This is a genomic window from Hydrogenovibrio crunogenus (assembly GCF_004786015.1).
GTDB lineage: Bacteria > Pseudomonadota > Gammaproteobacteria > Thiomicrospirales > Thiomicrospiraceae > Hydrogenovibrio > Hydrogenovibrio crunogenus.
The window spans coordinates 1,701,438-1,728,259 of sequence record NZ_CP032096.1; the positions used below are offsets into that span (position 1 = coordinate 1,701,438).

The following is a 26,822-nucleotide window of genomic DNA, read 5'->3' on the forward strand; positions in this document are numbered from 1 at the left end:
TTTGAAATTAATTCTTCTTTGCTTAACATGAAAGCTCCACAGCTACTTTTTCATTAAAATCTTTAAAAGACTACATTGACAACAAAACACCGGTCTCGGGTAAATCTTCAAAGGAAGGGTGACACGTCGTCAATCGACTGGAATGAATGCCTCCTTGCTCAACCAACCAGTCTTTAACCTGGTTTTGACGCGTTTGAGCTAAAGAATAAAGCGTGTCTTGCAATGCTTGATCTTTCAGTCCCTTCTGAATCCAATAGTTTCGATCTTGCTGGTTGTAGAAACCACACACTTTTAAAGTAATCTTTTTTTTATCTTCCAATAACGTCACAATTTTTTGTAAATATTGTGCCATGCCCGGTTTAATTTTATTCTGCCCAACTTCATAAGAAATCGGTTGTAACGTCACGGTATTAGCTTGCTTAAAAGCATACTCTGCCGCCAGATAAATCGCACCATAGGGTTGAAGCGTCATGGCTAACATCGTTTTTGAACCACTTTGCAAAGCGTTAAGTACGGCTTTTTGTATCACTTGATCTAAGCGAAAACTTGGATCAGACAAGTCGCCTTCAATAGGAATATCCAGTTCTATTTTTCCTTCATTATCGCGCAATAGGTTCAATGCCAGACTCGCTGTCCCACCTGTTAATGATCCGTCTGCTTGAATATCTTGGCTGTTGGATGCGTCGGTAGAAGTACTTTCTTCTGTACTGTTCTCTAGCTCAAACCCTTTCAAGGCCAGATGGTTTTTAGATTTGAGCATGTCCTCTTGGATTTGAATATCCGATTCCAGAGTCAGCGCTCCACTTTGAATTCGATAACCCAAAGCATCTTTAATCAAAGGCGAAAAGGCATACAAATCCAATTCATCCACGTTAAACCTTACATCCATATTCGTTTTTTGAGTAAAAGGATGAAGACTCCCTTCTAGGCCAATTTTAGTATATTTCCCAACCGTCGCTTCCAGTTTGACAGGTGTCTTTAATAACGGTTTTTCAGAATTTAAAGAGCCCAATTCAACCCGCTTTAAATGAATATTCTGTTTCATTTTTGAATCCAGCCCGTGCGTTTCAAAAACGATGTGATTCTTCTGTCCGGTGACGGAAAATTGCTCTAATTTTATGGCTGCATTTTTTGTTTCACTGGATACAGGTTCAACCGGGTTCTGTGTCGATTCAGATTTCATTTTGCTGGATGGGGATTCACTGGTTTCACCCAAAGATTTAATCAGCGCCTGCACTTCTTCCAATTCATGCTGCGCATTTAATGTTAAATGGGCATCGACATTGTGAACGGTCACTTTTCCTAATTCGGTTTTACTATTACCATCCATCATCAAATCTGACAGTTGTATTCCCGCCACCTGTAGAAATGGCGCAGCGGAATCAACTTTCTGACCGACCGCAATATCATCCAATGACAACTGTTTGAATTGAATGGTTTTTGGAGACTGAAACTGCACATTTGATTTCATTTGCGCTAATTGTAGAACCCTTTTGTTCAATGTTGCATTGCGAACAATCAGTTTCGAGCTCCCTAACTGCCCCGACATGTCCATAGGCTTTTCTGCATTTGGCTCTATATTTACACCGCCTTGCCATTGAAGCAAATCGTTACTGACTCGCAGATCGTCCAAAGCCACGGATGTTTTTTCTAACGCCAATTGCGTTCCTTGCAACATAATCTTGGATTTTTTCTGCGATGGGGTCGCTGTTGTTTCTTGATAGGTGAGAGGCCCTTTCCAGAACAACGTCTTAATCTTGGTATCCAAATGATCTTGCTTAAATCCAGACTCGGATACCATTAATTGATTACGACTTTCAACTTGTAGCTTCTTTGACTGCTGTTCTATATTGACTTGCCCTAACCACTTCAAATCCTCCAGGTGAATGAGTTGCTGTGGTTGCGTCAGAGCAAACTGATTCAATTGCCATTCGCCATTCGCCTGCAGTGTGTAACCGTCATTTTTATCAATGCTAAAAGTCAGCTGACCGTTCCAGTCAACCGCATTGGATTGGATTTGAAAATCTTGCTGTTGCAAGGTTAGATTACGTACACCAATTTGACCACTTTGCTGAATATCAACTGCACCATAGTGGTTTTTTACCTTAACCTCCAGTTCACCGGAAGCTAATCCCGAAAACATTTCCCATGTTTTTGGCAAATACCCTTGGTAAGAGTGCAAATCAAAATCTGAAATTTGGATTTGACCTTTAATGACCTGAGTATCGGAGAATATCTTGGTATCTAAATTCCCCGTTAACAGTCCTTTATCATCCTGAATACGAAAACCCAGCTGTGAATACAGTTCTGGTTTCCAATTAGCTGTTCTGGACACGGAGACGTCTTCAAACTGAATAACCTTATTCAATTCGGGTGTCTTAAGGTTTAAAGTCGCATTTTTTAAAACCAGGTTTTGAAACCCCAACCCCCAAAAGAAAGGCTTTTTTGCCGCTTCTTCAGGCGTCGTCACGGATTGTTTGGTGTTTAAAGGAAAGCTTATGCCTCCCACTCGAATGTACTCATTCGGCTGATATGTCAGAAACAATGTTGTGTCGAACAACTCTAAGGTTTGCAGATTAATATGCCTTTGCAGCAAGTCCAACCACCCCAAATTAACTTTTAAATGCCCCAGATTGAGCTGCTGTTGCTGGTTCGTTGACACGGAAAGGTTAAACAGTTCCAAGCGACCACTGAAAGGGTTAATAATCACTTTTTCGACCTGAGCCGATTCCGCTCCTTGCTGAACCAGTGCATATTCAATGGTTTTTTTAAGCATTAAGGGTAAAAAGAATAAGAAAACAGCCAGAACAAGAGCCGTAATAATAAAAGATTTATAACGTGTTTTAAGGGATTTCCAGCGTAACAGAATGGCTTTCATGCGTCTTTCAGCTCTCAGATAATGATATTAATTCATTGTAACAGAAAGATTTTAAATGCCATAGATGACAAAACCACCTCCAAAAACGGTCAGGCCTGGCCGTTTTTGGAGGTTCGAGACAACGCCTTATAAAACGGAATCCCGTTAACCGATTAGTAAAATTCGTAAACCGTGTTGGCTCGATTACGATCCGGCCAAGACTTCAAAAGGGTTCTGGCATTCTTAGGCTGCACAGGACGTGCATTGGAACCTAAATACTCATGCATTTTTTCAAGTTGCATCACAGAAGCTTGAATCGGCTGTTTGAAAACCATCCAGTAAACCCCTTCTGAGCAAGGCGGCGTGGTTAAAGAGCCACTGTATTTATAAAACTTTTTATCTGCTGGAAAAAATTTTGCCGGATGAATCTTGACCGATTCATGAATTTCTTGCTTCTTTAATGTTTGAGGTAAGAACGACATCAATTTCGCTAAGGTTTCGTTTTCTTCCCCTTCTTGGAATAAAATCGCAATCACGGCAAGATTTCCATCGCCATCTTTATGCACGAGGTGCATTTCCATCGGATAATTAAAGCCATCTCTCTGGTGCTCTGAAGGCGTATGGAAATGATATTGCAACAATTCATATCGATGACCATTGATTTTAATATAACTGCCTAATGGAATATTGACTTGCAGCGTATGTCCATTATTCACCAGTTTTAACGCCGTTTCACGATAATACACATCAAACCCTGGCAAACTGGTGGTTCCAATCGCTTCTTTAGGCTTTAAATTAATCGGTGACTGGTTCTTGCCAGTTTTACAAGTGGCAAATTCAGGCGCAAGCTCACCCCAATATTTCGGCCCTTCTTCACCAAAGTATCCCCAATGTGGTGGTTTTTTCGGTTTTGGTTTGGATTTCTTTTGGCTTTCTTTCTGCTTTTCAGCGACTTTAGTAGCCGCTTCTTTTTCAGGCTCGGCAGGCTGAGTCGTGGTCGATTTCTGCGCTTGTTTTTTTGCTTCAGCACCTAAATCAATCAATGGTGCAGCCACATTGTTGGCTGAATAAAGAGGCAAAGCGACCAGCAAAATAACAATAAAGCTAAACCGTTTCTTCATTTGTCTTCCTTAAAATTAGCATTTTTTTGACAGCAAGTTCCTAATGAAACTTTTTAAAGCAAATAATTAACCAATTTGCGCTATTGACCATGAGTTTAAGAAAACTTACACCCTTTCTAAGGATTTACACGTTGATTTAAAAGCGCTTGAAAAGCATCTAATTCAGATTTTTGAATCGCAAAAACCCCTTCCCCACCATGCTCGAACTCAAACCAATAAAAAGGCAATTCCGGATACGCTTGCTCCAAATAAAATTGAGAGACGCCCACTTCCACAATCAATGTCCCTTCTTCGGTCAAATGCGCTGAGGCTTCGGCAAGAATACGACGAACCAAGTCCAAACCATCTTGTCCAGCTTCCAATCCCAAACGCGGTTCTTGGTGAAATTCTTCAGGTAAAGCATCCATTTCAATCGCATCGACATAAGGAGGATTTGAAACAATCAAATCATACTTTCGACCATTCAAGGCTGAAAATAAATCAGATTCAATCGCACTGGCCACTTCTTCCAAATGGTACATTTCAATATTCTGTTGCGCCACTTCCAATGCTTCTGGAGAGATGTCCACTAAATCAACTGTTGCATTTGGGCAAGCTTGTAAACTGGCCAAACCAATACAACCACTTCCAGTGCATAAATCCAAAATACGATGAACTGATTCAGGCTCAACCCATGGTCGATATTCTTGGGCGATTAACTCAGCAATCGGAGAACGCGGTACCAATGTCGCTTCGGAGACTTTAAATTTAAGACCGGCAAACCAGGCCTCCCCCGTTAAGTAAGGCGTAGGTTTTCGACTTTCAATCCGTTGACGAAAAAGATCGGTGACTTCCCGTTTTTCGGTAATCGTTAAACGGGACAATAGATACGTTTCAGGGATATCCCATGGCAACCTCAAAGCATAAAACACCAACACTCGGGCATCGTCAAACGCATTGTCTGTCCCATGACCAAAAGAGAGTCCCGCTTTTTGAAACAATGTGCCTCCCCATCTGACAAAGTCACTCACCGTTTCCAAGTGTTCATATTGATAATTAAAATTAGTCATGCGGTTCTCTCTTTTTTAGACATCTCAAAAGGTCAATTTAGTTTGGTTTTTTCGCGTGTTTTGGGCGGAACGCTTTAACAAAATCATCATCCGTTTCCAAATACGCCCCTTCAATCAAATCAATGCAATAAGGCACGGCCGGAAAGACAGCCTCTAAACACTCACTGATGGCAGAAGGTTTTCCTGGTAAATTGATAATTAGGCTGGCGCCACGAGTCCCTGCGATTTGTCGAGATAAAATCGCGGTCGGTACATACTGGAGGGAAACCGCTCGCATTTGTTCCGCAAACCCGTCCAAGATTTTATCGCACACCGCAGCAGTCGCTTCAGGCGTTACGTCTCGTTTGGCAGGGCCTGTACCACCGGTCGTTAAAATCAAATCACAATTTTCTTCATCCGCTAGCTCTTTCAGCGTTTTTTCAATTAAACCCTGCTCATCCTCTATCACTCTTGCAACCGGCGTCCATTCAGAAGTCAGTGCTTTTCCAATCCATTCTTGCATAGCCGGACCACCCAGGTCTTCATATTCTCCACGGCTTGCTCGGTCGGAAACGGTGACAAATCCTATTTTGATTTCTTTCATGATTCTTTTTTACCTTCTTTTCTACTATTTTTTCTTAATTGTGCATATCATACTGCATAACCAGAAAACAAAGAACCAAAGCTGTTTTTTTACCTCGCTGAAATTTCCTACAAAATTTTCAAAAATTATCCCGATTTCCCTTGAATTTACAGCTTTTCCCCCCATAAAAAACCCATTGAAATAAAGAAGACTGTTTACATGACACACGACAATGACTCAACCGATTTAGAAACCGTAGAAATTCAAGAGCTTGAAGCAGAAATGGACGATTCTATGCATGAAGAAGAAATCGAATTTAATGAATTTGTAGACAACACTTCCGAGTTTGAAGAGACTGAGTTAAATCAGCAAAGTGAAGCAATCGACGGAGAGCACATTGCCAATGACCAATCTGACATGGATTCCACCATGACGCAATTGGTTACTGCCAATAGCTCCAAACCAGACTCGTTATATCTATTACCGGTTAAGGAGCGTCCTTTCTTTCCGGGTCAGACATTGCCGATCATTCTGGATAAAAATTCTTGGTCTAAAACCATCCAAAAAGTAATTGATGACAAAATTCACTATATCGGAATCATTTACGTCGAAGCAGAAGATCACCATAAAGCCAAACCGAAAGATTTTGCCAAGACTGGAACGTTGATTCGTATCCACGAACCTAAAATCAAAGACGATTATATTCAGCTGATTGCGGAAGGGGTTTGTCGTTTTCAAATAACCGACTGGCTCAGTAGCTCTGCGCCTTTTCGCGCTCGGGTCAATTATCCAAACGATATTCGCAATGGCAGCCCGAAAGAGTTTAAGGCATATGGTCTAGCGATTATGAACGCTTTTAAAGAATTGCTTCCGCTCAACCCACTATACAGCGAAGAGTTGAAGTACTTCTTAAATCGATACAGTGCATCTGACTCTCAGCACTTAGCTGACTTCGCAGCCAGTTTGACAGCTGCCAGCAATGAAAAACTCCAAGACTTGTTAGATACATTAGATTTAAGTGAGCGCTTGGAAAAAGTACTCTCTTTATTCAAACATGAGATTGAAGTGACCAAACTTCAATTTAATATCCGTGAGCGCGTGGAAGAAAACCTGAGTCAACAACAAAGAGAATTCTTCTTGCACCAGCAATTAAAAGAGATTCAGAAAGAACTGGGCATGGTCAAAGATGACCGTACTGCGGATGCCGATTTGTTCAAGGAGCGCTTAGACAAGCTTGAGCTGTCAGAAGAAGCAACCAAAAAAGCCGAAGAAGAGCTCGGTAAAATTAATATGCTGGATCCTCAATCACCTGAATATGGCGTGGCTCGCAACTGGTTAGACTGGTTGACACAGCTTCCTTGGGGGAAATACAGCGACGATAAACTTGACCTTGGTCGTGCCCGTAAAATCCTTAACAAAGGCCATGATGGTCTGGATGATGTTAAAGACCGTATTCTGGAATTTTTAGCAGTAGGTGCGTTAAAAGGCGAAATTTCAGGTTCGATTATCTGCTTGGTCGGTCCTCCGGGAGTAGGGAAAACGTCTATTGGGCGCTCCATCGCCGATACACTGGGACGTAAATTTTATCGTTTTTCCGTGGGAGGCATGCGAGATGAAGCTGAAATCAAAGGGCATCGTCGTACTTATATTGGGGCAATGCCCGGTAAGTTTGTACAGGCTTTGAAAGATTGTGAAACCGCCAACCCGGTCATTATGCTCGATGAAATCGATAAAATAGGGTCTTCTTACCAAGGCGACCCTGCTTCAGCGCTATTGGAAGTACTGGACCCTGAACAAAACTCAGAATTTATGGATCATTATATGGATATTCGTTTCGATTTATCCAAAACCCTATTTGTTTGTACGGCGAATACGCTAGACAGTATTCCAGGGCCATTATTGGATCGAATGGAAGTGATTCGTTTATCCGGTTACATCACCGAAGAAAAAATCCAGATTGCCAAACATCATTTATGGCCGTCTTTGCTGGAGGATGCAGGGCTGAATAAAAAACAGATCCAGATCACACCAGCAACCATACGTCATGTCATTGAAGGCTATGCACGTGAAGCTGGTGTTCGAAACCTGAAAAAACAATTAGCCAAATTGATTCGTAAACAGGCGATTAAATTCGTCAATGGTGAAATGGAACAAACCACTTTGCACGTCAATGATTTGGAAGAAATGCTAGGACAACCGCGCTTCACCCCTGAAAAAACCAGCCAACAAATGGGAACAGTGACCGGCTTGGCATGGACCTCAATGGGGGGCGCAACCCTAACGATAGAAGCCAGCCGAGTTCATACGTTGAATAGAGGGTTTAAATTATCTGGTCAATTAGGTGATGTGATGCAGGAATCGGCCAGCATTGCTTACAGTTATATCGCATCTAATCTGGATAAGTATAAAGCGGACCCGGAGTTTTTCGATAAAGCATTTGTGCACTTACACGTTCCCGATGGTGCTACGCCGAAAGATGGTCCCAGTGCAGGTGTCACTATGGCAACCGCGTTGCTCTCACTGGCACGTAATGAAGCGATTAAAAAACCACTGGCGATGACGGGTGAGCTGAGCTTAACCGGACAAGTTCTGCCTGTCGGAGGCATTCGTGAAAAGGTCATCGCTGCTCGACGTGTTGGCATCAAGGAGTTGATTTTACCGGATGAAAACCGTAAAGATTATGATGAACTGCCGGACTACTTAAAAGAAGGCATGACGTTGCACTTTGCAAAACATTTTGATGATGTAGCGAAGCTGACTTTTCATATCCGAAGTAAATCCAGTGCTTTAAAACAATATTTAAGTAAGACTGTCGATACACCGGCTGAGGAAAAGAAAACACAAGAAACAACTTCTTAAGTTAATGCCCCACCATTCCTATAAAAAACCACCAGGCCTGGTGGTTTTTTTATGCCCAAAACAATAAATAGGAACAAAAAGAATTTGAACTAACCTAAGTTATTACCTTGTATCATTACAGTAAAAATAGTTTTCACGTCAGGATAGTTATATGAGCAATAAGGTCATCTATAAAATCACTTACCCAAACGGTAAAATCTATATAGGTAAGGACTTAACAAATACTCTCACTTATTTTGGAAGTGTTGATACTAATTTAGTATCTAAAGATTTTTCTACAGAGCAACAAAAAGATTTTAGCATCAGGAAAGAAATTATCTTTGAATCAGAAAACACAAAAGAAATAAATCGAAAGGAAGTTGAACTTATCAGAGAGTACCAATCAAATAATCCCGAAGTTGGATATAACCAACGACCTAAATTCAAACCAAAAATATAATAATGCGGAATGCAGTTTACCTATTCTTAACTATCATTAGTCGTGTAAATATTACAAAATTTATATCCTAAAAGTTACATGAATTGGATTAAGAAATCGCATATATACACAATAAATATTTAAGAGTTTAAATAAAAAAGCCCGCTCAATGGCGGGCTTTTTTATTCATAGCTAATCTTTAACAATTAAGCCATTTCACCTGGGTAGTCTTCGATACCTGGGTTGTTTTTAACACCTTTCAGCTTAGGATGGTTTACTTTCTTAAGCTTCATGTCGTTTTTGTGGTTACGTAGGTAGTCTGCTGCAACATCCCACATTAAGCGGCCATCACCAACAGATTCAACTTGCGCCCAACCAGCAACACTATAAGTTTTGTTTGCTTCTAGTGGCGTACCGTCATCTAAACGCATGTCAGAGATACGGTTACCTAAAGTTGCATTTGGCTCACATGTGTAATCCATACCACCTAGACGAACCATGTCCCCACCAGACTGTAGGTACGGGTCTTTTTGGAATAGGTTTTCACAGATACCTTCTAGGATATCTTTCATTTGAGCACCCGTCACTTCAGACTTATAAGTTTCACCATAAGTCATTGACGTTTCATCCATAACACGTTCCATAGTGATCATTTCACCCGCTAGAACAGATGTCCCCCAACGTACACCAGCAGACATCGCGATTTGTGCGTCATGCTCTTCACGTAGAGAGTTTACAATGATTTGGTCCCATGTACCCATGAAGTTACCACGACGATACAGAGTATCTTCTGCAACCGCTAGTTCTTCATTTAGGATATCGCCATACGTTTTACCTAGACGATCTTTGTTATACGCACGAGATGGGTCACGAGATTCAACGATCGACTTGTCATATACTTTTGTATATAGGTGATCAATGAAAGTTTGAACCGTTTCATCGGCTGGTAAGATGTTAGAGAAAACAGGTAACAAGTTGTAGTTCACACCACGTAGCTTACCGTTTTGAATGTCTAAATCCATGCAACCAACAAACTTACCGTTAGAACCAGCATTTGTTACGTGACAAACACCGCCTTCTGGTGTTTTAACAGGTGTTGTTTTCGGAATACCATCATGTGTATGACCACCGAAGATTGCATCGATACCGTTGATACGTGAAGCCATCTTCAAATCAACGTCCATCCCGTTATGAGAGATCATTACAATCGCTGCTACTTTTTTCGTTTCACGAATTTCGTTAACCGTTTCTTGTAGTGCATCTTCACGCAAACCGAATGACCAATCTGGGAAGTTAGATTGTGGGTTAGCATTCGCAGTACGAGGGAACGCTTGACCTACAACAGCAATACGCTCACCGTTGATGATTTTGATTGTGTAAGGCTTAAATGCACGCCCTTCATCTTCATCATACAGACCGGTACCGTTATGACGATCAACCATATCACGGTATGCATCACCAAATAGTGAATCTTCTTTAACACGGATGTTTTGCGCTAAGAATTCACCTTTGAAGTTATTTAAGTTTGTTAAAACTTCGTTTTCTTTATAAGTGAACTCCCAGTGACCTGTCATCACATCCACCCCGATTAGGTTTGATGCTTCAACCATGTCCGCACCACGTGTCCAAAGAGCTGTCCCTGAACCGTGCCAAAGGTCACCACCATCCATTAATAAAGTGTTCTCACGCCCACCTGCTGATTCACGCAACTTGTCTAGCAATGTTTTAAGGTGAGCAAACCCACCAACTTTACCATATTGCTCAGAAGCATCTTGGAAGTTTAGGTAAGTGAAAGCATGCGCTAAAGGCGTGTTTTCTTTGATGTTTAATTCTTTTAATAGTTTGTGCCCTACAACATGTGGCAATTTACCAAATGCAGGTCCTGTTCCTAAGTTAACATTAGGCTCACGGAAGTAGATAGGCTTTAACTGAGCGTGTGTGTCTGTAATATGTAATAAACGAACTTTCCCTTTCATTGGCAAGTTATACATATCCATTGATGCTGGTGCACCTTTATAATCTGGGCTTGTAGACATAGCGCTGGCTGTACCAGGTAGCATACCGGCTGCTGCAGCCATAGACATTACATGAAGAAATTCACGACGATTTAAAGACATAGTGCCCTACTCCGTTTGAAATTTAAAAAAGCCGTTTCAAGCCTCTGACTTGAAACAAGGTCGAAAAATAAAGTTGTATAACATTAAAGAAAGGCCTATAAAAAGTCAAATAAACTAAAGTTATCACAAAAATAATTTTATTTATACATTATAAAAATCACTTATAGTGAAATCGACTCAGCTTTGACTTTAGACAAACCTTTCACATGACATTCAATAAGTTAGAAATCACCCCACCCATTTACGTGCATTACGGAACAAACGCATCCAAGGGGCATCTTCTAACCAGTCATCTGGGTGCCATGAGTTCTGAACAGTTCTAAATACGCGTTCTGGATGCGGCATCATGATGGTGACACGACCATCGGTTGTGGTTAATCCTGTCATACCCGCTTCAGATCCATTTGGGTTAAAGGGATAGGCTTCAGTAGGATTCCCTGCAGAATCCACATATCGCACGCCAACCAAACCATCGACCTCTTGCGCTGAGCGCTGACCAAAGTCCATACGACCTTCTCCATGTGCAACAGCAACGGGAATACGCGTCCCAGCCATTCCTTTTAGCAAAATAGAAGGGGATTCTTGAATCTCCACCAAAGAAAAACGAGCTTCAAATTGTTCAGACTCATTTCGAACAAACTTCGGCCAGCTGTCCGCACCCGGAATGATCTCTTTTAGATTTGATAGCATCTGGCAGCCGTTACAGACCCCCAGCGTAAACGTATCTTCTCGCTTAAAGAATCCTTCAAAGGTTTGGCGAGCCGTCTCGTTGAATAGAATCGAATTTGCCCAACCGCGTCCGGCACCCAATACATCCCCATAAGAGAAACCACCACAGGCGACTAAGCCTCGATAATCTTCAAATGACACTTCTCCAGAAAGCACATCCGACATATGAACATCAATGGCTTCAAAGCCGGCACGATCAAATGCCGCCGCCATTTCTTGCTGACCATTGACGCCCTGTTCGCGTAAAATCGCAACTTTCGGACGGTTAGTTCGAGAGAACTCTGCCGTAATATCCTCATTCTGGTCGAATGTCACAACAGGCTGAATACGCGTATTGGCATCTTGCTGAATAGCATCAAATTCCTGTTTAGCACAAGCTTCGTTATCTCTCAACGCTTGCATGCGATAGCTGGTCTCTGACCACCAGGCCTGGTAAGTTTTACGAGAACCTTTCAACAACGTTTTGCCATGCGCCGTGATTTCAATTTGATCGGAATCAGAAGGCGTTCCGACCCAATGAGCAGCATCCGATAAATTATATGAGTTGAGCAGCGCTTCAACAGCAGTCTTATCATCGGCCTTCACTTGAACCACGACCCCTACTTCCTCGGAACACAAGGCGGAAATCGCTTCCTCACCTAATGCACTCGTATCCAAGTTCAACCCGCAATGCCCTGCAAATGCCATTTCCAATAGCGTCACAAGGAAGCCACCATCTGCACGATCATGGTAAGCTTGGATCAAATCATCGGCCATTAAAGTCTGTACGAAGTTGAAGAGGTTCAGTAAGTCTTCGGCCGAATCTAAATCGGCCGACACATCACCTACTTGGTTATAAACCTGCGCTAAACAGCTTCCACCCAGTCGGTTTTGCCCACGACTTAAATCAATCGCTAACAGCTCGGTTTCACCCAAATCGGTTCTCAGCTGAGGTGTGACAGTCTTACGAACATCCTGAACCGGTGCAAACGTGGTGATATTCAAAGAAACCGGAGAAGTCACTGATTTTGATTCATCACCGTCTTGCCAAACCGTCTTCATCGACATAGAGTCTTTTCCAACCGGAACCGCAATACCTAAGGCAGGGCAAAGTTCCAATCCAACGGTTTCAACAGCATCATACAAAGCTGAATCTTCACCAGGGTGTCCGGCTGCTGCCATCCAGTTTGCCGAAATCTTAATATCACTCATCTTTTCAATTTTGGCACAAGCAATATTGGTAATGGCTTCTGCAATGGATAAACGCGCAGAAGCTTTCGGATTAATCAAAGCCACAGGAGGACGCTCGCCTGTTGCCATCGCCTCTCCCGTATACCCTTGATAATCAGAACAGGTAACCCCAGCATTCGCGACTGGAACTTGCCATGGGCCGACCATTTGATCTCGTGTGACCATCCCAGTGATGCTACGATCTCCGATGGTAATCAAAAAGCTTTTGTTCGCAACCGTCGGCAACTTCAACAAGCGCTCAGTTACATCATTAAAATCAAGAACCGCTGGCTCAAACCCCGGCTGAGGAATCAAACGAGATTCAACGGTACGATGCATTTTAGGCGGTTTCCCTAACAAGACATTCAATGGCATATCGACCGGGTTATTATCAAACACCGTATCATTCACCACTAATTTTTGTTCTTCGGTTGCTTCACCGACAATGGCGTATAAACATCTTTCACGCTGACAAATGGCTTCAAATTGTTCAATTTGATCCGGATAAATCGCAATAACATACCGCTCTTGTGATTCATTACACCAGATTTCCATTGGAGACATACCTGGCTCATCATTCGGTATATCGCGCAACTGGAATTTTCCACCCCGTCCAGCATCATTCACTAATTCAGGGAAAGCATTCGATAGTCCACCAGCCCCAACATCATGAATAGAGGCAATAGGAGACTGATCGCCTAAATAAGTACAACGGTCGATCACTTCTTGAGCACGACGCTCCATTTCAGGGTTTTCACGCTGAACCGAAGCAAAGTCTAATGTCTCTGAGCCTGCACCACTGTCTACCGATGACGCTGCACCACCACCTAGACCAATTAGCATGGCAGGGCCACCTAATACGACAAGCTTCGCACCGACCGGAATGTCGTTCTTTTGAATATGTTGCTCACGAATACTGCCTAGCCCACCTGCCAGCATAATAGGCTTGTGATACCCACGGATTTCTTCTCCATCATGCGTAATCAATGCATTTTCATAAGTACGGAAATATCCATTGATGGCCGGACGACCAAATTCGTTATTAAATCCTGCAGCCCCAAGAGGGCCTTCAATCATAATTTCAAGCGGACTGACAATTCGTGTTGGTTTTCCATAAACCGATTCCCAAGGTTGCTTGAAATCAGGAATATTTAGATTGGAAACCGTAAAGCCCGTTAAACCGGCTTTTGGTTTAGACCCTCGTCCAGTCGCACCTTCATCTCGAATTTCACCACCGGATCCTGTTGCGGCACCTGACCAAGGCGAAATCGCGGTTGGGTGATTATGCGTTTCTACTTTAATTTGGAAGTGAACATTTTCATCACTGTATTGATACTGACGAGATTCAGGGTTCGGAAAAAAACGAGTCGCTTTATACCCTTCCACCACCGCGGCATTGTCACTATAAGCCGATAATACGCCTTGCGGATTCTTTTGATACGTGTTTCGAATCATACCAAATAACGAGTTCGGTTTATCCGCGCCATCGATGGTCCAATCGGCATTAAAAATTTTATGACGACAATGCTCGGAATTGGCTTGCGCGAACATCATCAGCTCAGCATCCACCGGGTTTCGCTCCAACCCTTTAAAAGCCGAGACTAAATAATCGATTTCATCATCTGATAAAGCCAACCCCATTGCAGAGTTCGCTTGTTGAAGTGCTTCAGCACCACTATTTAACACATCAACCGTTTCATATGCTTTAGGTGACTGATGCGAGAACAGGCCTTTCAAATTTTCTAAGGAATGGAAAACCTGCTCAACCATACGATCAAACAACAAGGCTTCCATCGCAGCGCGATCTTCTGATGTTACCCCTTCCAGAAAATACACAATACCACGTTCAACTCGATGGATAGTCTCAATACCACATGTGTGAGTAATATCAGTTGCCTTAGAAGCCCAAGGAGAAATCGTACCCAAACGCGGCGTTACAACACAAGCCGTCTCGTTGAATTCAGACGACAGATCCTTTTCTGTATCGTTTAACAACACACCTAACTTTGTTAAGTCAGAAGCGCTCAGTTCAGAGGCATCATCATTCAAATCAACTGCGTAAATGAATTGTGATTTTAAGCTTGAAATAGACCCTACTTTCGAGAGTTTATTTAAAAGTTGGTTTAAACGATACTCAGAATGAGCCGAATTTCCCCAGATAATTTGCATAGTCTTTCCTTATACAAAAAACCCTCGGTATGTAACCAAGGGTGAATAGTAAATGATTTGAAATGAATGAGTTTTACGGCTTCAGCAAGCCTAAGGACTCAAAAATATAACGGCGTTTCTCAGGCGTTAAAGGTTCAGATGACTCAGCCGTATCCACCTTTAACAAACTTCCGCTGGAACGATCTGGCGTTTGCTCATTAAGCGTTTCAACAGTGAACTTGATGCGCTTTGGAATATATTTTTCAGCATCATCGTCACTACGCCAAAAGGCTAATTTTGACCCTAAACTATTTTCTTTACGCACCGATGCCGGAACAACCACCCAAACTTCCTTAGTAACTGGTTTGATATGCTCATAGAACCAGCCAGAACGATACAACATGGCTTTTAAATAAGACCAAGTTTCCGCAGCAGAAGCATCCACTTTTAAACCATTCGTGGAATCCTCTTGTTCCGAATGCACTTGGTTTTGGGTCATTTGGATGGCTTTTAAGGACTCTCCTTGAGAGGCACCAAAGAAAATCATGGCCTGATATGTTGCTTCCGCCTCAATCAAGGGGTTGTAAGGCTTCACCTTCCAGCCTGAATCTACAACAACTGCAGCATCTTCAGAGTCCGCCACACTTGGATCGGCTACCATATAGTGGTGGAAATAAACACGGGTAACGTCTTGACCCGCATCATACTCCACTTGAGCAATCAAACGATCATAAAGACCATCTGCCAATTCTGGACGCCAACTGTTCAACAGTTTCGTCAAAGGCCCTTGATCATCCAAGGGAACAAGCTCTTTACGGGGAACGAACTCTGTACGGATAAACCCGGTATCTTTGCGGGCTTCTTTAACAGGCATCCCCAACGACACTAAGAAGGATTGAACCCCTTGCCAAACCTTTTCACTCGACATTCCTTTGATTTCAAGCCAACGTCCAGATAAGTTTGATTTAACCGCTAAATGGTCAGCACGGTACGTTGGGATATAGCGATATTCTTCTTCTAACTTACCTGTGTTTGAGATGGCAATATCAAATTCATCTTGCTTTTTAGAAGGTAAAAATAGATTAGGTGGAACCGCAAGGTCTTTTGACAGGCTTTTTTCAGTCTCCCGATAAGAAGTATCGGCATCATAGTCCAATACACTATCAGCATTTTTTTGACTTGAAGGCGTTGAAGAGCAGCCGGTTACAAGCAATGAGAAACTGATAGCGGCCGCCATAATAGACACGCTGCGAGGATTAAGAGAGGGGTTCTGAGTTAGCAGAAACATAAAGTTATAACGCTCCTGCAGTTTGTAAAGCTTGACGCACCAAAGCATGATACTTTTCAGACAACGGTGTTAAAGGCAAACGAATTGCCCCACCCATCAATCCCATTTCTGCCATCGCCCACTTCACAGGAATCGGGTTAGCTTCCACAAATAAATTTTTATGCAGCTCGGTTAACGGTGCATCCATCATTCTCGCTTTTTCTGCATTACCTGCCAGAGCTTCATCATACACTTCTGACACTAATGCCGGCATCACATTCGCGGTAACCGAGATGCCTCCATGTCCACCTTCTAAAATGAAGTCAACCGCTGTCGCATCATCTCCGGTGTATAAGTCAAAGTCTTCATCAACCAGCTCTTTAATCTGACCAACACGACTGACGTCTCCGGTGGCTTCTTTCACACCGATGATGTTGTTGATAGTGGATAATCGCCCAATGGTCTCAGGCAACAAATCACAAGCTGTTCGACCTGGCACATTATAAAGAATCTGAGGGATATCAACCGTCTGAGCAATCTTCTTATAATGAAGATACAACCCTTCTTGGGTTGGTTTGTTGTAGTAAGGCGTTACTAATAAACAGGCATCCGCCCCCACTTCTTTTGCATATTGTGTCAATTCAATCGCTTCTGTCGTTGAATTAGCACCCGTTCCTGCTATTACCGGGATGCGACCTGCTGTTTTTTCCACCACAAAACGTACCACGTCACGATGTTCTTGGAAATCCAACGTAGCTGATTCACCTGTTGTTCCCATCGCAACGATGGCTTTAGTCTTGGATTTGATATGAAACTCGATTAATCTTTCAAGTGCATCAAAATCCACAGATTCGTCCCCCATCATGGGTGTGACCAAGGCCACCATACTCCCTCTAAACACGATGATTTTCTCCAACAAAATGAATGTAAAATAAAAGAGTAATATTACCTTTTCACCCCTTTTTCTTCAAGCGATTATTTCGCTTATTCACAGTTTCGACAGGATAATTTCTTTTTCATAAATTTTTCATTGAACAATTAATTTAAACCTTGCATACTGATTAAAAAAAGGAGTACAAATGACCACAACACCTTCTCTACAAATCGGGCAAAAAGTCCCTTCATTCTCACTCGAAACCACAAACAACCAAACCGTTTCCGAAAAAGACCTAACAGGCCATTACACTGTCATTTACTTTTACCCCAAAGACAACACCCCGGGGTGCACCACAGAAGGCCAAGACTTCACCCAGGCTTATCCGAACTTCGAAGCAGAGAATACTGTCATTTATGGCGTCTCAAAAGACTCCATCAAAAAACATGAAAACTTTAAAAGCAAATTCGATTTCCCATTTGAGCTAATTTCAGACCCTGACGAAACCTTATGCAATATTTTCGATGTCATCAAACTTAAAAAAAATTATGGTCGTGAATACATGGGAATTGAGCGCAGCACTTTTCTAATCAACCCAGAAGGAGAACTGATTCAGGAATGGCGAAAAGTCAAAGTTCCTAACCATGTAAAAGAAGTTTTGGAAGCCGTACAAAATGTAAAGAATTAACCTGATTCTGGCGCAAGCCGCATTAACATAGGATGCTATTAAATGACCGACAGCCCAAAAAGATTATTCATTCTTGATACCAACGTTTTAATGCACGACCCGATGGCACTTTTCAATTTTGAAGAGCATGACGTATTCATTTCCATGACGGTACTCGAAGAGCTTGATGCCGGCAAAAAAGGGATGTCTGAAGTCTCCCGTAATGTACGTGAAACCAACCGTTTGATCGATCAGATCATTAGCAACGCCAGCTTTGAACAAATTAAGTTAGGATTGGATTTGGAGCGCATTCATCCGAATAAAGAACGCGAAAACCTGCATTTAGGCAAACTATTTTTCGAAACTGAACCAATGGTGGCTCAACTCCCTGAAACCTTGCCAAGCCACAAAGCAGACAACCACATCCTTCAAACCGGCTTAGCCCTAAAACTACAATACCCCAGTCGCAACGTCACTTTGGTGACAAAAGACATCAACATGCGCATCAAATCCTCTACAGTCGGTCTCCATTCTGAAGACTATTACAATGACCGCGTATTGGAAGATGCGGACTTATTGTTCAGCGGCTGGGAGATCTTGCCTGAACATTTTTTTGAAGAGAACTTCAGCAAAATGAAATCCTGGCAGGAAGACAACAAAACCTTCTATGAACTGGAGTTAGATGAAACGCATCATTGGTATCCAAACCAGTGTTTACTCAGTGCAAACGAATCTGGCTTCAGCGCCATTGTTCGCAAAGTGGAACATAACATTGCCACCTTGGAATACATGCACAACTTTGAGCAATCAAAACGCAGTGTTTGGGGTATTACCGCACGTAATCAAGAACAAAACTTGGCTTTAAACTTCTTAATGGACCCTAACATTGACTTTGTTTCATTATTGGGAACGGCTGGAACAGGGAAAACCTTGTTAGCTTTGGCCGCAGCACTCGAACAAACCCTTGATGAAGGTATCTACAACGAAATCATCATGACTCGCGCTACCATCCCCATTGGGGATGACATCGGGTTCCTACCCGGCACGGAAGAAGAAAAAATGACGCCGTGGATGGGCGCATTGATGGATAATTTGGAAGTGTTAACGCATTCAGATGGACATGTTACAGACTGGGAAAAAGAATCGACCCAGGAACTGCTCAACAAGCGTATTAAAATCAAATCTCTTAACTTTATGCGCGGGCGTACCTTCCAAAATAAATTCATCATTATTGACGAATCACAAAACCTGACACCGAAACAAATGAAAACATTAATAACACGTTCTGGTGAAGGAACTAAAATCGTCTGCCTGGGGAATATCGGGCAAATTGACTCCCCTTACTTAACCGAAACCACAACAGGGCTCACCTACATTGTAGATCGATTCAAAAACTGGCCTCACAGTGCGCACATCACTCTTAGACAAGGAGAACGCTCCCGTTTAGCAGAGTTTGCCTCCGACTCTTTATAACTTCCTTTGACAATGGCTCTTCGTCACACTGCATTCAGACACAGAGCCATTGCTTATTCATGCCATAACGCCATAAACAAAAAAGCCCTAAAAACAACCAGGCCTGGTTGTTTTTAGGGCTTTTATCTTTCTAGCCACTTCCAAGTTATTTAGAAGTGTACTTCTCCATATCTTCTTCGCTCGGCAATCTAAACCCTTGCTCAACGGCTTTTTCTTTGCAGTAATCCACTGCAAAATCAAGCAACTCGCCAACGGCACGGTGACGGAACTTGTGCTTCTGTCGTACATGCGAAAATGGTCGATTCAGCGGAGGATCAAGTGGCAACGCCTTCAGCGTTCCAAGCTTCAATTCTTTAGAAATCGTGGTTCTCGAGACAATGGCCAAACCAACATCTGATTCAACAGCCATCTTGACGGCTTCTGGGCTTCCCAACTCCATCACAACATTCAAATCAGAGTAGCTCAAACCTTGCTCACGAATGTAATTATCAATCACGGAGCGTGAACCAGACCCTTCTTCTCGGGAGATATAGCGATACTTACGCATATCTTCGATTGAAATCTTGTCACGATTAGAAAGTGGGTGACCGTGTGGCACAATCAGAACCATCTCATCTAGACGACACACTTCCACTTCCAGGTTTTTGTTATAAACCGGCGCTTCAACCACCCCAAGGTCAATCATATTGTTTTCGACCATGGCAACAATCGCATCGGTGTTACCAACTTGAAGACGAATATTTACATCTTCAAACTGCTTCTTGAATGCGCCCAGTAGACTTGGCAGCATATACTCGGCAATCGTGGTGCTGGCTCCAATCAACAAGCTGCCGGTGACTTCCCCGGTCAACTCCCTGACCTCACTATTCATCTTCTCATAGTGATCCAGTATTTTTTCCGCATAATCGTAAACAATCTTTCCCGCATCAGTCAGGGTAATCTTATTATGCGTTCGGTCAAATAGCCGAGTGTTAAAAAACTCTTCTAACTGCTTAACCTGAAAAGTCACCGCAGGTTGCGTCATGTGAAGCGTTTCAGCTGCTTTAGTAAAACTTAATACTTTTGCTACTGTGTAAAATACTTGAAGCCGTCTATCAGCCATTATGAAAATGCCTTTTCGTCTATAAAACTATCGTGAATAGACTATAGTTCTATCTTAAAAAAATGTCAAAATTAATTTTATGGCTACCCCCCAATAAAGCTTATATCGACAAACACTTAAGCACTTTTCTTTATGAATTTATTAGGTTTTTTTATTATCTTCTTTTTTTAAAGTCGTACGTCTTAGTTCTGATAAAACAGCTTCATTCTCTTGCCGCATTTTTTGCAGAATTTCTTCTTTTTCCATACGAACTTTTTTATCCAAAAGTCCCAAGCTGCTATCAAATCTTTCCGCATGAAATGCTTGCATTCTTTTTTCCAAATCATCAACCTTGGATGACATTTCAGACAATATCTCTGCTAGTCGTTTTTCATTCAGCTCCGCCTGAACATCCAAGTGATCCTGCATTTTTTTGACATGGTTCAAGATGTCTTTTTCTCTTTCTTTTTGCTCTGATCCAATCAAAAAAGCTGAGATATTTGCCATAACCAATGAAAACAGTGCAACCCCAATAATAATTAAAGCGCCGCCAAACAGCCGACCTTCCCCTGTCAGCGGAACCACATCACCATACCCCACAGTGGTAATCGTCACTAGGGCATACCAAACACCATCAGTGAAGTCGACACCCTCAATTACCGAGAAAATAGCACCTGCAAGGATAATGAAAAAGAAAGCACCGGCCAGAACCAATCCAAAGCTGTTTTGTTTCAGCAAGTTGACCACATCGCCAAACACATCCAGCACCACTCTTAAAAAGAGAAGAAGTCTGAGTCCTCGCAGAATCGCGGCCCATTCACTTCCATAACTGAACCACGGAAACACAATAATAATGATTAAAACATTTAACCAATTATGTTTGAGGTAGCGCTTTCGATTATCCACCAACCATAAATTAATCACTAACTCAGTTGTGAACACCAGCCAAACCAATACGGAGACCCAGAAGCCATCCTGAATGGTATCGGAATAATCCAACACCAATTGCACGACAACAATCAATAACGCTAAAAAAACCGCGTAGGAAAGATACCCCCCTACCTTAATCGCACGGGTATTTTCAAAAGGCGACACCCCTTCAACACCCAAAAATGCTTTGATATTCACACTTCGAAAGTTAAAACTCATACTTGTGCTAACTCCGGCAACACACCCCGACCTTTTAGCGCTTGCCCCATCAACCAGTTTTTAATCGGAACAGCTTGATCAGCTAATGGCAAAACCCGTTTACGAATTTCATTTTTAAATGTATTTTCTTGTTTAAACAACCAATCAAACCCTTCCATTGAGCGCTGCACAATCGCATTATCGCCTCGACGCCAACGTTCATAACGCCGCAAAACACTTAAACGACTCCAATCTTTATCAGATTCTTGACGTGCCTGAGACAAGGTTTCGACCAAGGCAGCGGCATCCAACAAACCGAGATTCACCCCCTGCCCCGCTTGCGGGTGAATGGTATGCGCTGCGTCGCCTACCAATGCAAAATGCGGCTTCACATAATGTCCCGCATGACGCCGAACCAATGGAAAAGCAGTACGATCAGCTACTTCTATCACATTTCCTAACTTATAAGCCGATGCTTCGGCAATGGCTTCAGCAAAAGCGTTATCAGACAACGACAGTGCCCATTGCATTTTTTCTGTCGGTAAATACCAAGCAATCGAACTCCAGCTGTCTTGCATGGCCAAATAGGCAAAAGGCCCATCGGGTTGATAACGTTGCCAACACGTATCTTGGTTAGGCAACTCTGTTTTCACACAGCCCACCACGGCACACTGATTATAATCATGCTCTTCAATAGCGATACCAACCATATCTCGGGTTTTCGAAAATGCGCCATCAGCCCCTACAACCAACTTGGCTTTTATTTCAATAGAAGCGTCTAACTCTAAGCTCGCATGATCTAAGGACAATACCAATCCGGTTAAAGCATGTCCCACGGCAACGTGTACATTTTCATGGGAAATAATCTCTTCCCATAACGCAGCTTGAATCACCTGATTCTCAACCACATACCCTAAGTTAGGTTCATTGATTTCTTTAGACGCGAAATGCACTTGAGCATCCGATATAGACTCCCAAACATGCATGTCTGTAAAAGCATGATAACGACGATTTTGAATTCCCGTCCAGGCTCCCAGATTTTTTAAAATATGTTCGGAAGCCCGTGTTAAAGCACTGACTCGTGTTTGCATTGGTGCGTTTTCATCCCAATTTAAGTCAGGCGCTTGGCGTTCCAGCATCAACACTTCAAACCCACTTTTTGCAAGCCCTAGCGCCACTGTGGCACCGACCATTCCGCCACCGACAACCACAACATCCCAAACGCTGGACTCTAAAGTGGATTTTGAATGTGTGTTTTCAATCATTTCATGCCCATCGTCATTTTAGTAAACCGCTTTCTGAAAGATGGAATGGCATTCATCGCCATCAAACCCAAGCCTCGCATATGACCTATGGCAGGAGATTCCGTCTGAAATAACTGAATCAACCCATCAGTCAACCCCATGATTTTTTCATGATGCTCTTTACGCTCTTCGGCATAGCTCGATAACAACGTCCATTCACCTAAATCAGTCATCTCTTGCGACTCCTCCAAGAAGGCCTGAATGTCACTGATACCCAAGTTTAATCCTTGAGCGGCAACCGGATGCTGTGTATGCGAAGCATTCCCCATCAATACTGCACGAGGCTTGATAAAGGTTGGAACATACGTTTCCGTCAACGGATAAAACACTCGCTCACTGACTGAGACAAAGCCCCCCAAGCGTTCCCCCATTCTTTGAGAAAAGGTCTGCATAAAAGCTTTATCATCCAATGCTCTTACCTGTTCGATTTCATCGGCGGGCACCACCCAGACAGCTTTACTTTCATGACCGTGCATCGGTAACAATGCGACGGGGCCTTGCTCGGTAAAACGTTCAAACGCCCAACCATTAGGGTGCTGCTCCGTTTCGATTTTAGCAATCACACCAAACGCTTGATAATCTTTAACCTCGATGGGAAGATCTAATACCTGTCGAACCGTTGACTGAGTGCCATCCGCCCCCACCACTAAGCTGACCTCAAAGTTTCGCTGACCACTAGGAGTATCCAGACAAACTTGCTGAAAAGAGTCTTTTTGCTGAAAATCAGCCAGGCCTGACCGGGAAAATAAAGCCACCTCTTTTAAGTCGGTCGCCAGTTGCCATAATACATTCCCTAAATCAGAGGCAGTGACACTGTACCCCAAAGCAGGTACCTTCATTTCAGCCGCATGCAGGTGTGTTAACCCCAGATACCCTTTTTGCGAGACATGAACATGCTCAATCGGTGTAGCATATGACTTGAGCTCTTGCCAAATGCCTAACGACTCTAAAAAACAGACACTGCCATACGTTAACGCCAACACCCGCCCATCAAAGGACCCTTTTTCGCCTTGATCAAACGCATTTTTTTCAGCCAACACAACCGATTTTCCGGCACGTGCAAGCCCGATCGCCAAAATCAACCCAACCGGGCCACCGCCTGAAATAAAGACGTCTTTCTTCTCAATTGTCATGTAAAGCCCGCTTAATCACGATTTTGTGCCATCCATTGTTCAATTTCCGCCACGGTTCTTGGTAGCCCTGTCGTTAGCACATCATGCCCGGTTTCTGTCACCACCACATCATCTTCAATCCGGATTCCAATACCACGGTATTGAGCGTCTACATCTACGCAATCACTTGAAATATAGATTCCCGGTTCAACGGTGACGACCATTCCGGCCTGCAAAGTTCGCCATTCACCTTGGTGCTTATAAAGCCCCACATCATGCACATCCATTCCCAACCAATGTCCGGTGCCATGCATAAAGAAACGTTTATACGCTTCTTCTTCAACGAGTTGATCCACGTCCCCTCGCAAAATACCTAAACGAACCAACCCTTCAGTTAAAACCTTTGCGGAAGCTTGATGCATCACATCATAACGAAGGCCTGGCTGAATGACTTCAATGGCTGCTTTTTGAGCAGCCAGTACAATTTCATACAAAGCCGCTTGAGATTCTGAAAACTGACCATTTGCAGGAAAAGTTGACGTAATGTCCCCTGCATAACCGGCAAATTCAGCGCCGGCATCAACCAAGACAAGCGTTCCGTCTTGAATCAACGCGGTATTTTCGGTGTAATGCAGCACACACGCATTCTCTCCCCCCGCCACAATGGTGTTAAAAGCCACACGCGGGGAACCGTTTTGCTTAAAGGCATTCTCTAAATCGGACTGTACTTGATATTCATATTTCTCCGGCGCCACCGATCGCATCGCAGCTAAATGCCCTTTGACGGTTATTTGGGCAGCTTGACGCATCCAGTCGATTTCTTCTGCCGATTTAATCACCCGCATTTCATGCAAGATTGCATCTAAATCCTGTAACTGAGTTGGAGCTTGAATGCCTTTTCGAGCTTTGGCTTTTTGCGCTTGAATCCAACTTGAAGCCAGCTCTGACCATTCCGACAACTGTGCGAAGGTAAAAAAGAGGCTGCTCATTCCCTCCATTAACTCTGGCACTTGCTCTTCAAAATCATCAATAGACCAGGCCTGGTCAATATTTAATGTTTCGGGCGCTTTATCCACACCTAAACGTCGACCCTGCCAGATCTCCTGTTCTTCATCTTTCGGTCGTAAAAACAACATACTCTGTTGTGTCACATCAGAAGAATTTGTGCGTTTGATTAACATCAAAACCGCATCGGGTTCGGCAAATCCCGTCAGGTAATAAAAATCCGACTCGGCACGAAATTCATATTCAACATCTCGATTCCGAATTTTTTCTTCTCCGGAAGCAATAAAAGCGACACTGTTGTCAGGTAATTTTTCCAACAAGGCCTTTCTACGGGCTTGAAATAAAGTCATTGAAATCATAATTAATGCAATGTATCCGTGGGCGCATCCTGCATCATGATAGGAGAGCCTTCAACAGGGTTCAGCTCTTCATTAATCGTTAAAACACCAATTTTGACAAACTCAACAAGCTGCATAAAATCTGACTCGTCCTGATCACTGACATCGTCAAGTCCATCTACTTCAATGCGAGCAATATCACCGAAATCGCGGAATAATTCTGCCACCTCGCCCTTGAGTTTTTGCTCTGATTGACCTCCTAAGCCCATGCCATATAAAAATCCTTCACACCATTGACCCAACATAGCAGCGCGTGCAGGCAAAGGATCATTTTCATCTGGCAGACAAAGAATCAATTCAAACCCTGATCCATTCAAAGTTTTATCGGTCTCTAAATACAGCTCGTGCAATGCGATCAGAAAACTTTCTTTCACCGACTTCACATTCGCTTCTTCCAGAATTTTTTTAATCCAAGCGCTTTCTTTTAAATTCGCATCACCACACATCAAGCCGACCAGCATCCCTTGCAAAAACGAAGGCGATTCCAATTCGGGGTACGCTTGCAAAGCGTCATTTATTTGATCAAATTCCATTCAAGACGAATCCATTTTATTTTATTTATTAAAATTCCAAATTCTTTTCAAACTCTCCTCCAAACCTAAAGGAGAAGCTAATTTGCTAGAATTCATGCATTTATGAGCAAATAATACCATGAGCGTTTTGCTTAACCAAATGGACAAGGTCTTTTTAAATTTTTTCTAGGATGACAAACCCAAACGAAATGCGTAATATATAACTTAGATTAAGTTGTGTATCGACTTTGACTGGTTGATTTTGTCACAATGCTTACTGGCTTTTTATTTAACCCCTTTTACGTGAGAATTCCATGCTAACGTTATCTTTAATGAACCACACTTTTGAAGTACCGTGCGAGCCTGAGGACCGTGAACGCTTGATTGAAGCGGCCACCATGTTGGAAGATAAGCTAGACCAAGTCACGACTTTAAAGGGAGAAAGCAAAGTTCTAATGGTGGCGTTAAACTTATGTTACGACCACCTGCAAATGAAACAAGAAACCACACAATATTGCTTACGACTAGACGAACAAATTGAAGATGCCATCACGCAGGTTGCCAACACTTCAAAAGAAAACTGATAACTTCTTCCTTTAATTTAATATCGCTAAATCAAGCACTCCCCTGAGTTTTGCCTTTGTTTATAGAATGTTTTAATTTGTAACCGGTTTCTAATCAAAACAACTGATAAGAAAAACCGCTTTGACCCTATTAATAACTCTATAAATTGTTATAATAATGACTCATACGGACTAGGTTCAAATCCCCTGCCGATAGCTATGATCTCGGGGCCAGAAACTTTAGATGGTGAGAATCTCGCTTATGTCCGAGAATCCTAAGTCTTTAGTCGAGGCTGCCACCTGAACTTAACGGTTCAGGGATTAATGGCCTAGTTCGTATTCCCATTTCTTATTTGAGACATCAGGGTC

The 26,822-nt window shown here is 42.7% G+C and carries 19 protein-coding genes; 5 read left to right on the forward strand and 14 right to left on the reverse strand.

Features of this window, described 5'->3' with window-relative positions; all coding sequences use genetic code 11:
• Nucleotides 1-70: 70 nt before the first annotated feature.
• From GHNINEIG_RS08170 to mog, 4 genes are all read right to left on the reverse strand, one after another.
• On the reverse strand, nucleotides 71-2,878 hold the full coding sequence (locus tag GHNINEIG_RS08170) for a DUF748 domain-containing protein (protein ID WP_135796186.1): 2,808 nt from the start codon (nucleotides 2,876-2,878) through the stop codon (nucleotides 71-73).
• A gap of 152 nt (nucleotides 2,879-3,030) precedes the next feature.
• Entirely contained in the window at nucleotides 3,031-3,978 is a 948-nt protein-coding gene (locus GHNINEIG_RS08175) for a carbonic anhydrase (RefSeq protein ID WP_135796187.1), read from the reverse strand.
• Nucleotides 3,979-4,094: 116 nt separating this feature from the next.
• Nucleotides 4,095-5,027, reverse strand: coding sequence for a 50S ribosomal protein L3 N(5)-glutamine methyltransferase (prmB, locus tag GHNINEIG_RS08180; protein WP_135796188.1), 933 nt, complete (start codon nucleotides 5,025-5,027; stop codon nucleotides 4,095-4,097).
• Between the two features lie 37 nt (nucleotides 5,028-5,064).
• Nucleotides 5,065-5,610 carry a molybdopterin adenylyltransferase gene (mog, locus tag GHNINEIG_RS08185; protein ID WP_135796189.1) on the reverse strand — a complete coding sequence of 182 codons (546 nt, stop codon included), beginning with the start codon at nucleotides 5,608-5,610 and terminating at the stop codon, nucleotides 5,065-5,067.
• Nucleotides 5,611-5,808: 198 nt separating this feature from the next.
• Between mog and lon the strand changes: the two genes are divergently transcribed.
• Together lon and GHNINEIG_RS08195 are read left to right on the forward strand one after the other, a co-directional pair.
• Nucleotides 5,809-8,448, forward strand: coding sequence for an endopeptidase La (gene lon / locus GHNINEIG_RS08190; protein WP_223260861.1), 2,640 nt, complete (start codon nucleotides 5,809-5,811; stop codon nucleotides 8,446-8,448).
• A gap of 151 nt (nucleotides 8,449-8,599) precedes the next feature.
• Nucleotides 8,600-8,887, forward strand: coding sequence for a GIY-YIG nuclease family protein (locus GHNINEIG_RS08195; RefSeq protein ID WP_135796190.1), 288 nt, complete (start codon nucleotides 8,600-8,602; stop codon nucleotides 8,885-8,887).
• A gap of 185 nt (nucleotides 8,888-9,072) precedes the next feature.
• Here the strand turns inward: GHNINEIG_RS08195 and soxB are convergent, their stop codons facing one another.
• The 4 genes from soxB to dapA all read right to left on the reverse strand — a co-directional run bounded on the left by soxB (nucleotide 9,073) and on the right by dapA (nucleotide 17,237).
• The gene (soxB, locus tag GHNINEIG_RS08200; protein ID WP_135796191.1) at nucleotides 9,073-10,983 is read right to left on the reverse strand and encodes a thiosulfohydrolase SoxB; all 1,911 of its coding nucleotides are present in this window, start codon (nucleotides 10,981-10,983) and stop codon (nucleotides 9,073-9,075) included.
• A 228-nt stretch (nucleotides 10,984-11,211) separates the two neighbouring features.
• The gene (purL, locus tag GHNINEIG_RS08205; RefSeq protein WP_135796192.1) at nucleotides 11,212-15,090 is read right to left on the reverse strand and encodes a phosphoribosylformylglycinamidine synthase; all 3,879 of its coding nucleotides are present in this window, start codon (nucleotides 15,088-15,090) and stop codon (nucleotides 11,212-11,214) included.
• Nucleotides 15,091-15,163: 73 nt separating this feature from the next.
• On the reverse strand, nucleotides 15,164-16,357 hold the full coding sequence (locus tag GHNINEIG_RS08210) for a hypothetical protein (protein WP_135796193.1): 1,194 nt from the start codon (nucleotides 16,355-16,357) through the stop codon (nucleotides 15,164-15,166).
• Between the two features lie 4 nt (nucleotides 16,358-16,361).
• A complete protein-coding gene (gene dapA, locus GHNINEIG_RS08215; RefSeq protein WP_135796194.1) occupies nucleotides 16,362-17,237 on the reverse strand; it encodes a 4-hydroxy-tetrahydrodipicolinate synthase in 876 nt (291 codons plus the stop codon).
• A 178-nt stretch (nucleotides 17,238-17,415) separates the two neighbouring features.
• Here dapA and GHNINEIG_RS08220 point away from each other — a divergent pair, with 178 nt between their 5' ends.
• On the forward strand, nucleotides 17,416-17,898 hold the full coding sequence (locus GHNINEIG_RS08220; RefSeq protein ID WP_135796195.1) for a peroxiredoxin: 483 nt from the start codon (nucleotides 17,416-17,418) through the stop codon (nucleotides 17,896-17,898).
• Nucleotides 17,899-17,940: 42 nt separating this feature from the next.
• Entirely contained in the window at nucleotides 17,941-19,350 is a 1,410-nt protein-coding gene (locus tag GHNINEIG_RS08225) for a PhoH family protein (RefSeq protein ID WP_135796196.1), read from the forward strand.
• 145 nt (nucleotides 19,351-19,495) lie between these two features.
• On the opposite strand, the gene GHNINEIG_RS08230 is transcribed toward GHNINEIG_RS08225, so the two are convergent.
• The 6 genes from GHNINEIG_RS08230 to GHNINEIG_RS08255 all read right to left on the reverse strand — a co-directional run bounded on the left by GHNINEIG_RS08230 (nucleotide 19,496) and on the right by GHNINEIG_RS08255 (nucleotide 25,911).
• Nucleotides 19,496-20,452 carry a LysR family transcriptional regulator gene (locus tag GHNINEIG_RS08230; RefSeq protein ID WP_135796197.1) on the reverse strand — a complete coding sequence of 319 codons (957 nt, stop codon included), beginning with the start codon at nucleotides 20,450-20,452 and terminating at the stop codon, nucleotides 19,496-19,498.
• A 141-nt stretch (nucleotides 20,453-20,593) separates the two neighbouring features.
• On the reverse strand, nucleotides 20,594-21,580 hold the full coding sequence (locus GHNINEIG_RS08235) for an ion channel (RefSeq protein ID WP_135796198.1): 987 nt from the start codon (nucleotides 21,578-21,580) through the stop codon (nucleotides 20,594-20,596).
• Nucleotides 21,577-22,824 (reverse strand): FAD-dependent oxidoreductase, encoded by a 1,248-nt coding sequence (locus tag GHNINEIG_RS08240; RefSeq protein WP_135796199.1) that lies wholly within the window; start codon nucleotides 22,822-22,824, stop codon nucleotides 21,577-21,579. Before GHNINEIG_RS08240 ends, GHNINEIG_RS08235 begins: the two co-directional genes overlap by 4 nt.
• Nucleotides 22,821-23,996, reverse strand: a complete 1,176-nt coding sequence (locus GHNINEIG_RS08245; RefSeq protein WP_135796200.1) for an FAD-dependent monooxygenase — start codon at nucleotides 23,994-23,996, stop codon at nucleotides 22,821-22,823. The genes GHNINEIG_RS08240 and GHNINEIG_RS08245 overlap by 4 nt, the downstream gene beginning before the upstream one ends.
• An 11-nt stretch (nucleotides 23,997-24,007) precedes the next feature.
• Nucleotides 24,008-25,330: a Xaa-Pro aminopeptidase gene (gene pepP, locus GHNINEIG_RS08250; protein ID WP_317616025.1), complete on the reverse strand. Its 1,323-nt coding sequence runs from the start codon at nucleotides 25,328-25,330 to the stop codon at nucleotides 24,008-24,010.
• An 11-nt stretch (nucleotides 25,331-25,341) separates the two neighbouring features.
• Complete coding sequence (locus GHNINEIG_RS08255) at nucleotides 25,342-25,911, reverse strand: UPF0149 family protein (RefSeq protein WP_135796202.1); 570 nt, start codon at nucleotides 25,909-25,911, stop codon at nucleotides 25,342-25,344.
• A 311-nt stretch (nucleotides 25,912-26,222) separates the two neighbouring features.
• Between GHNINEIG_RS08255 and GHNINEIG_RS08260 the strand changes: the two genes are divergently transcribed.
• On the forward strand, nucleotides 26,223-26,474 hold the full coding sequence (locus GHNINEIG_RS08260) for a cell division protein ZapA (protein ID WP_223260862.1): 252 nt from the start codon (nucleotides 26,223-26,225) through the stop codon (nucleotides 26,472-26,474).
• The last annotated feature ends 348 nt before the right edge of the window (nucleotides 26,475-26,822 follow it).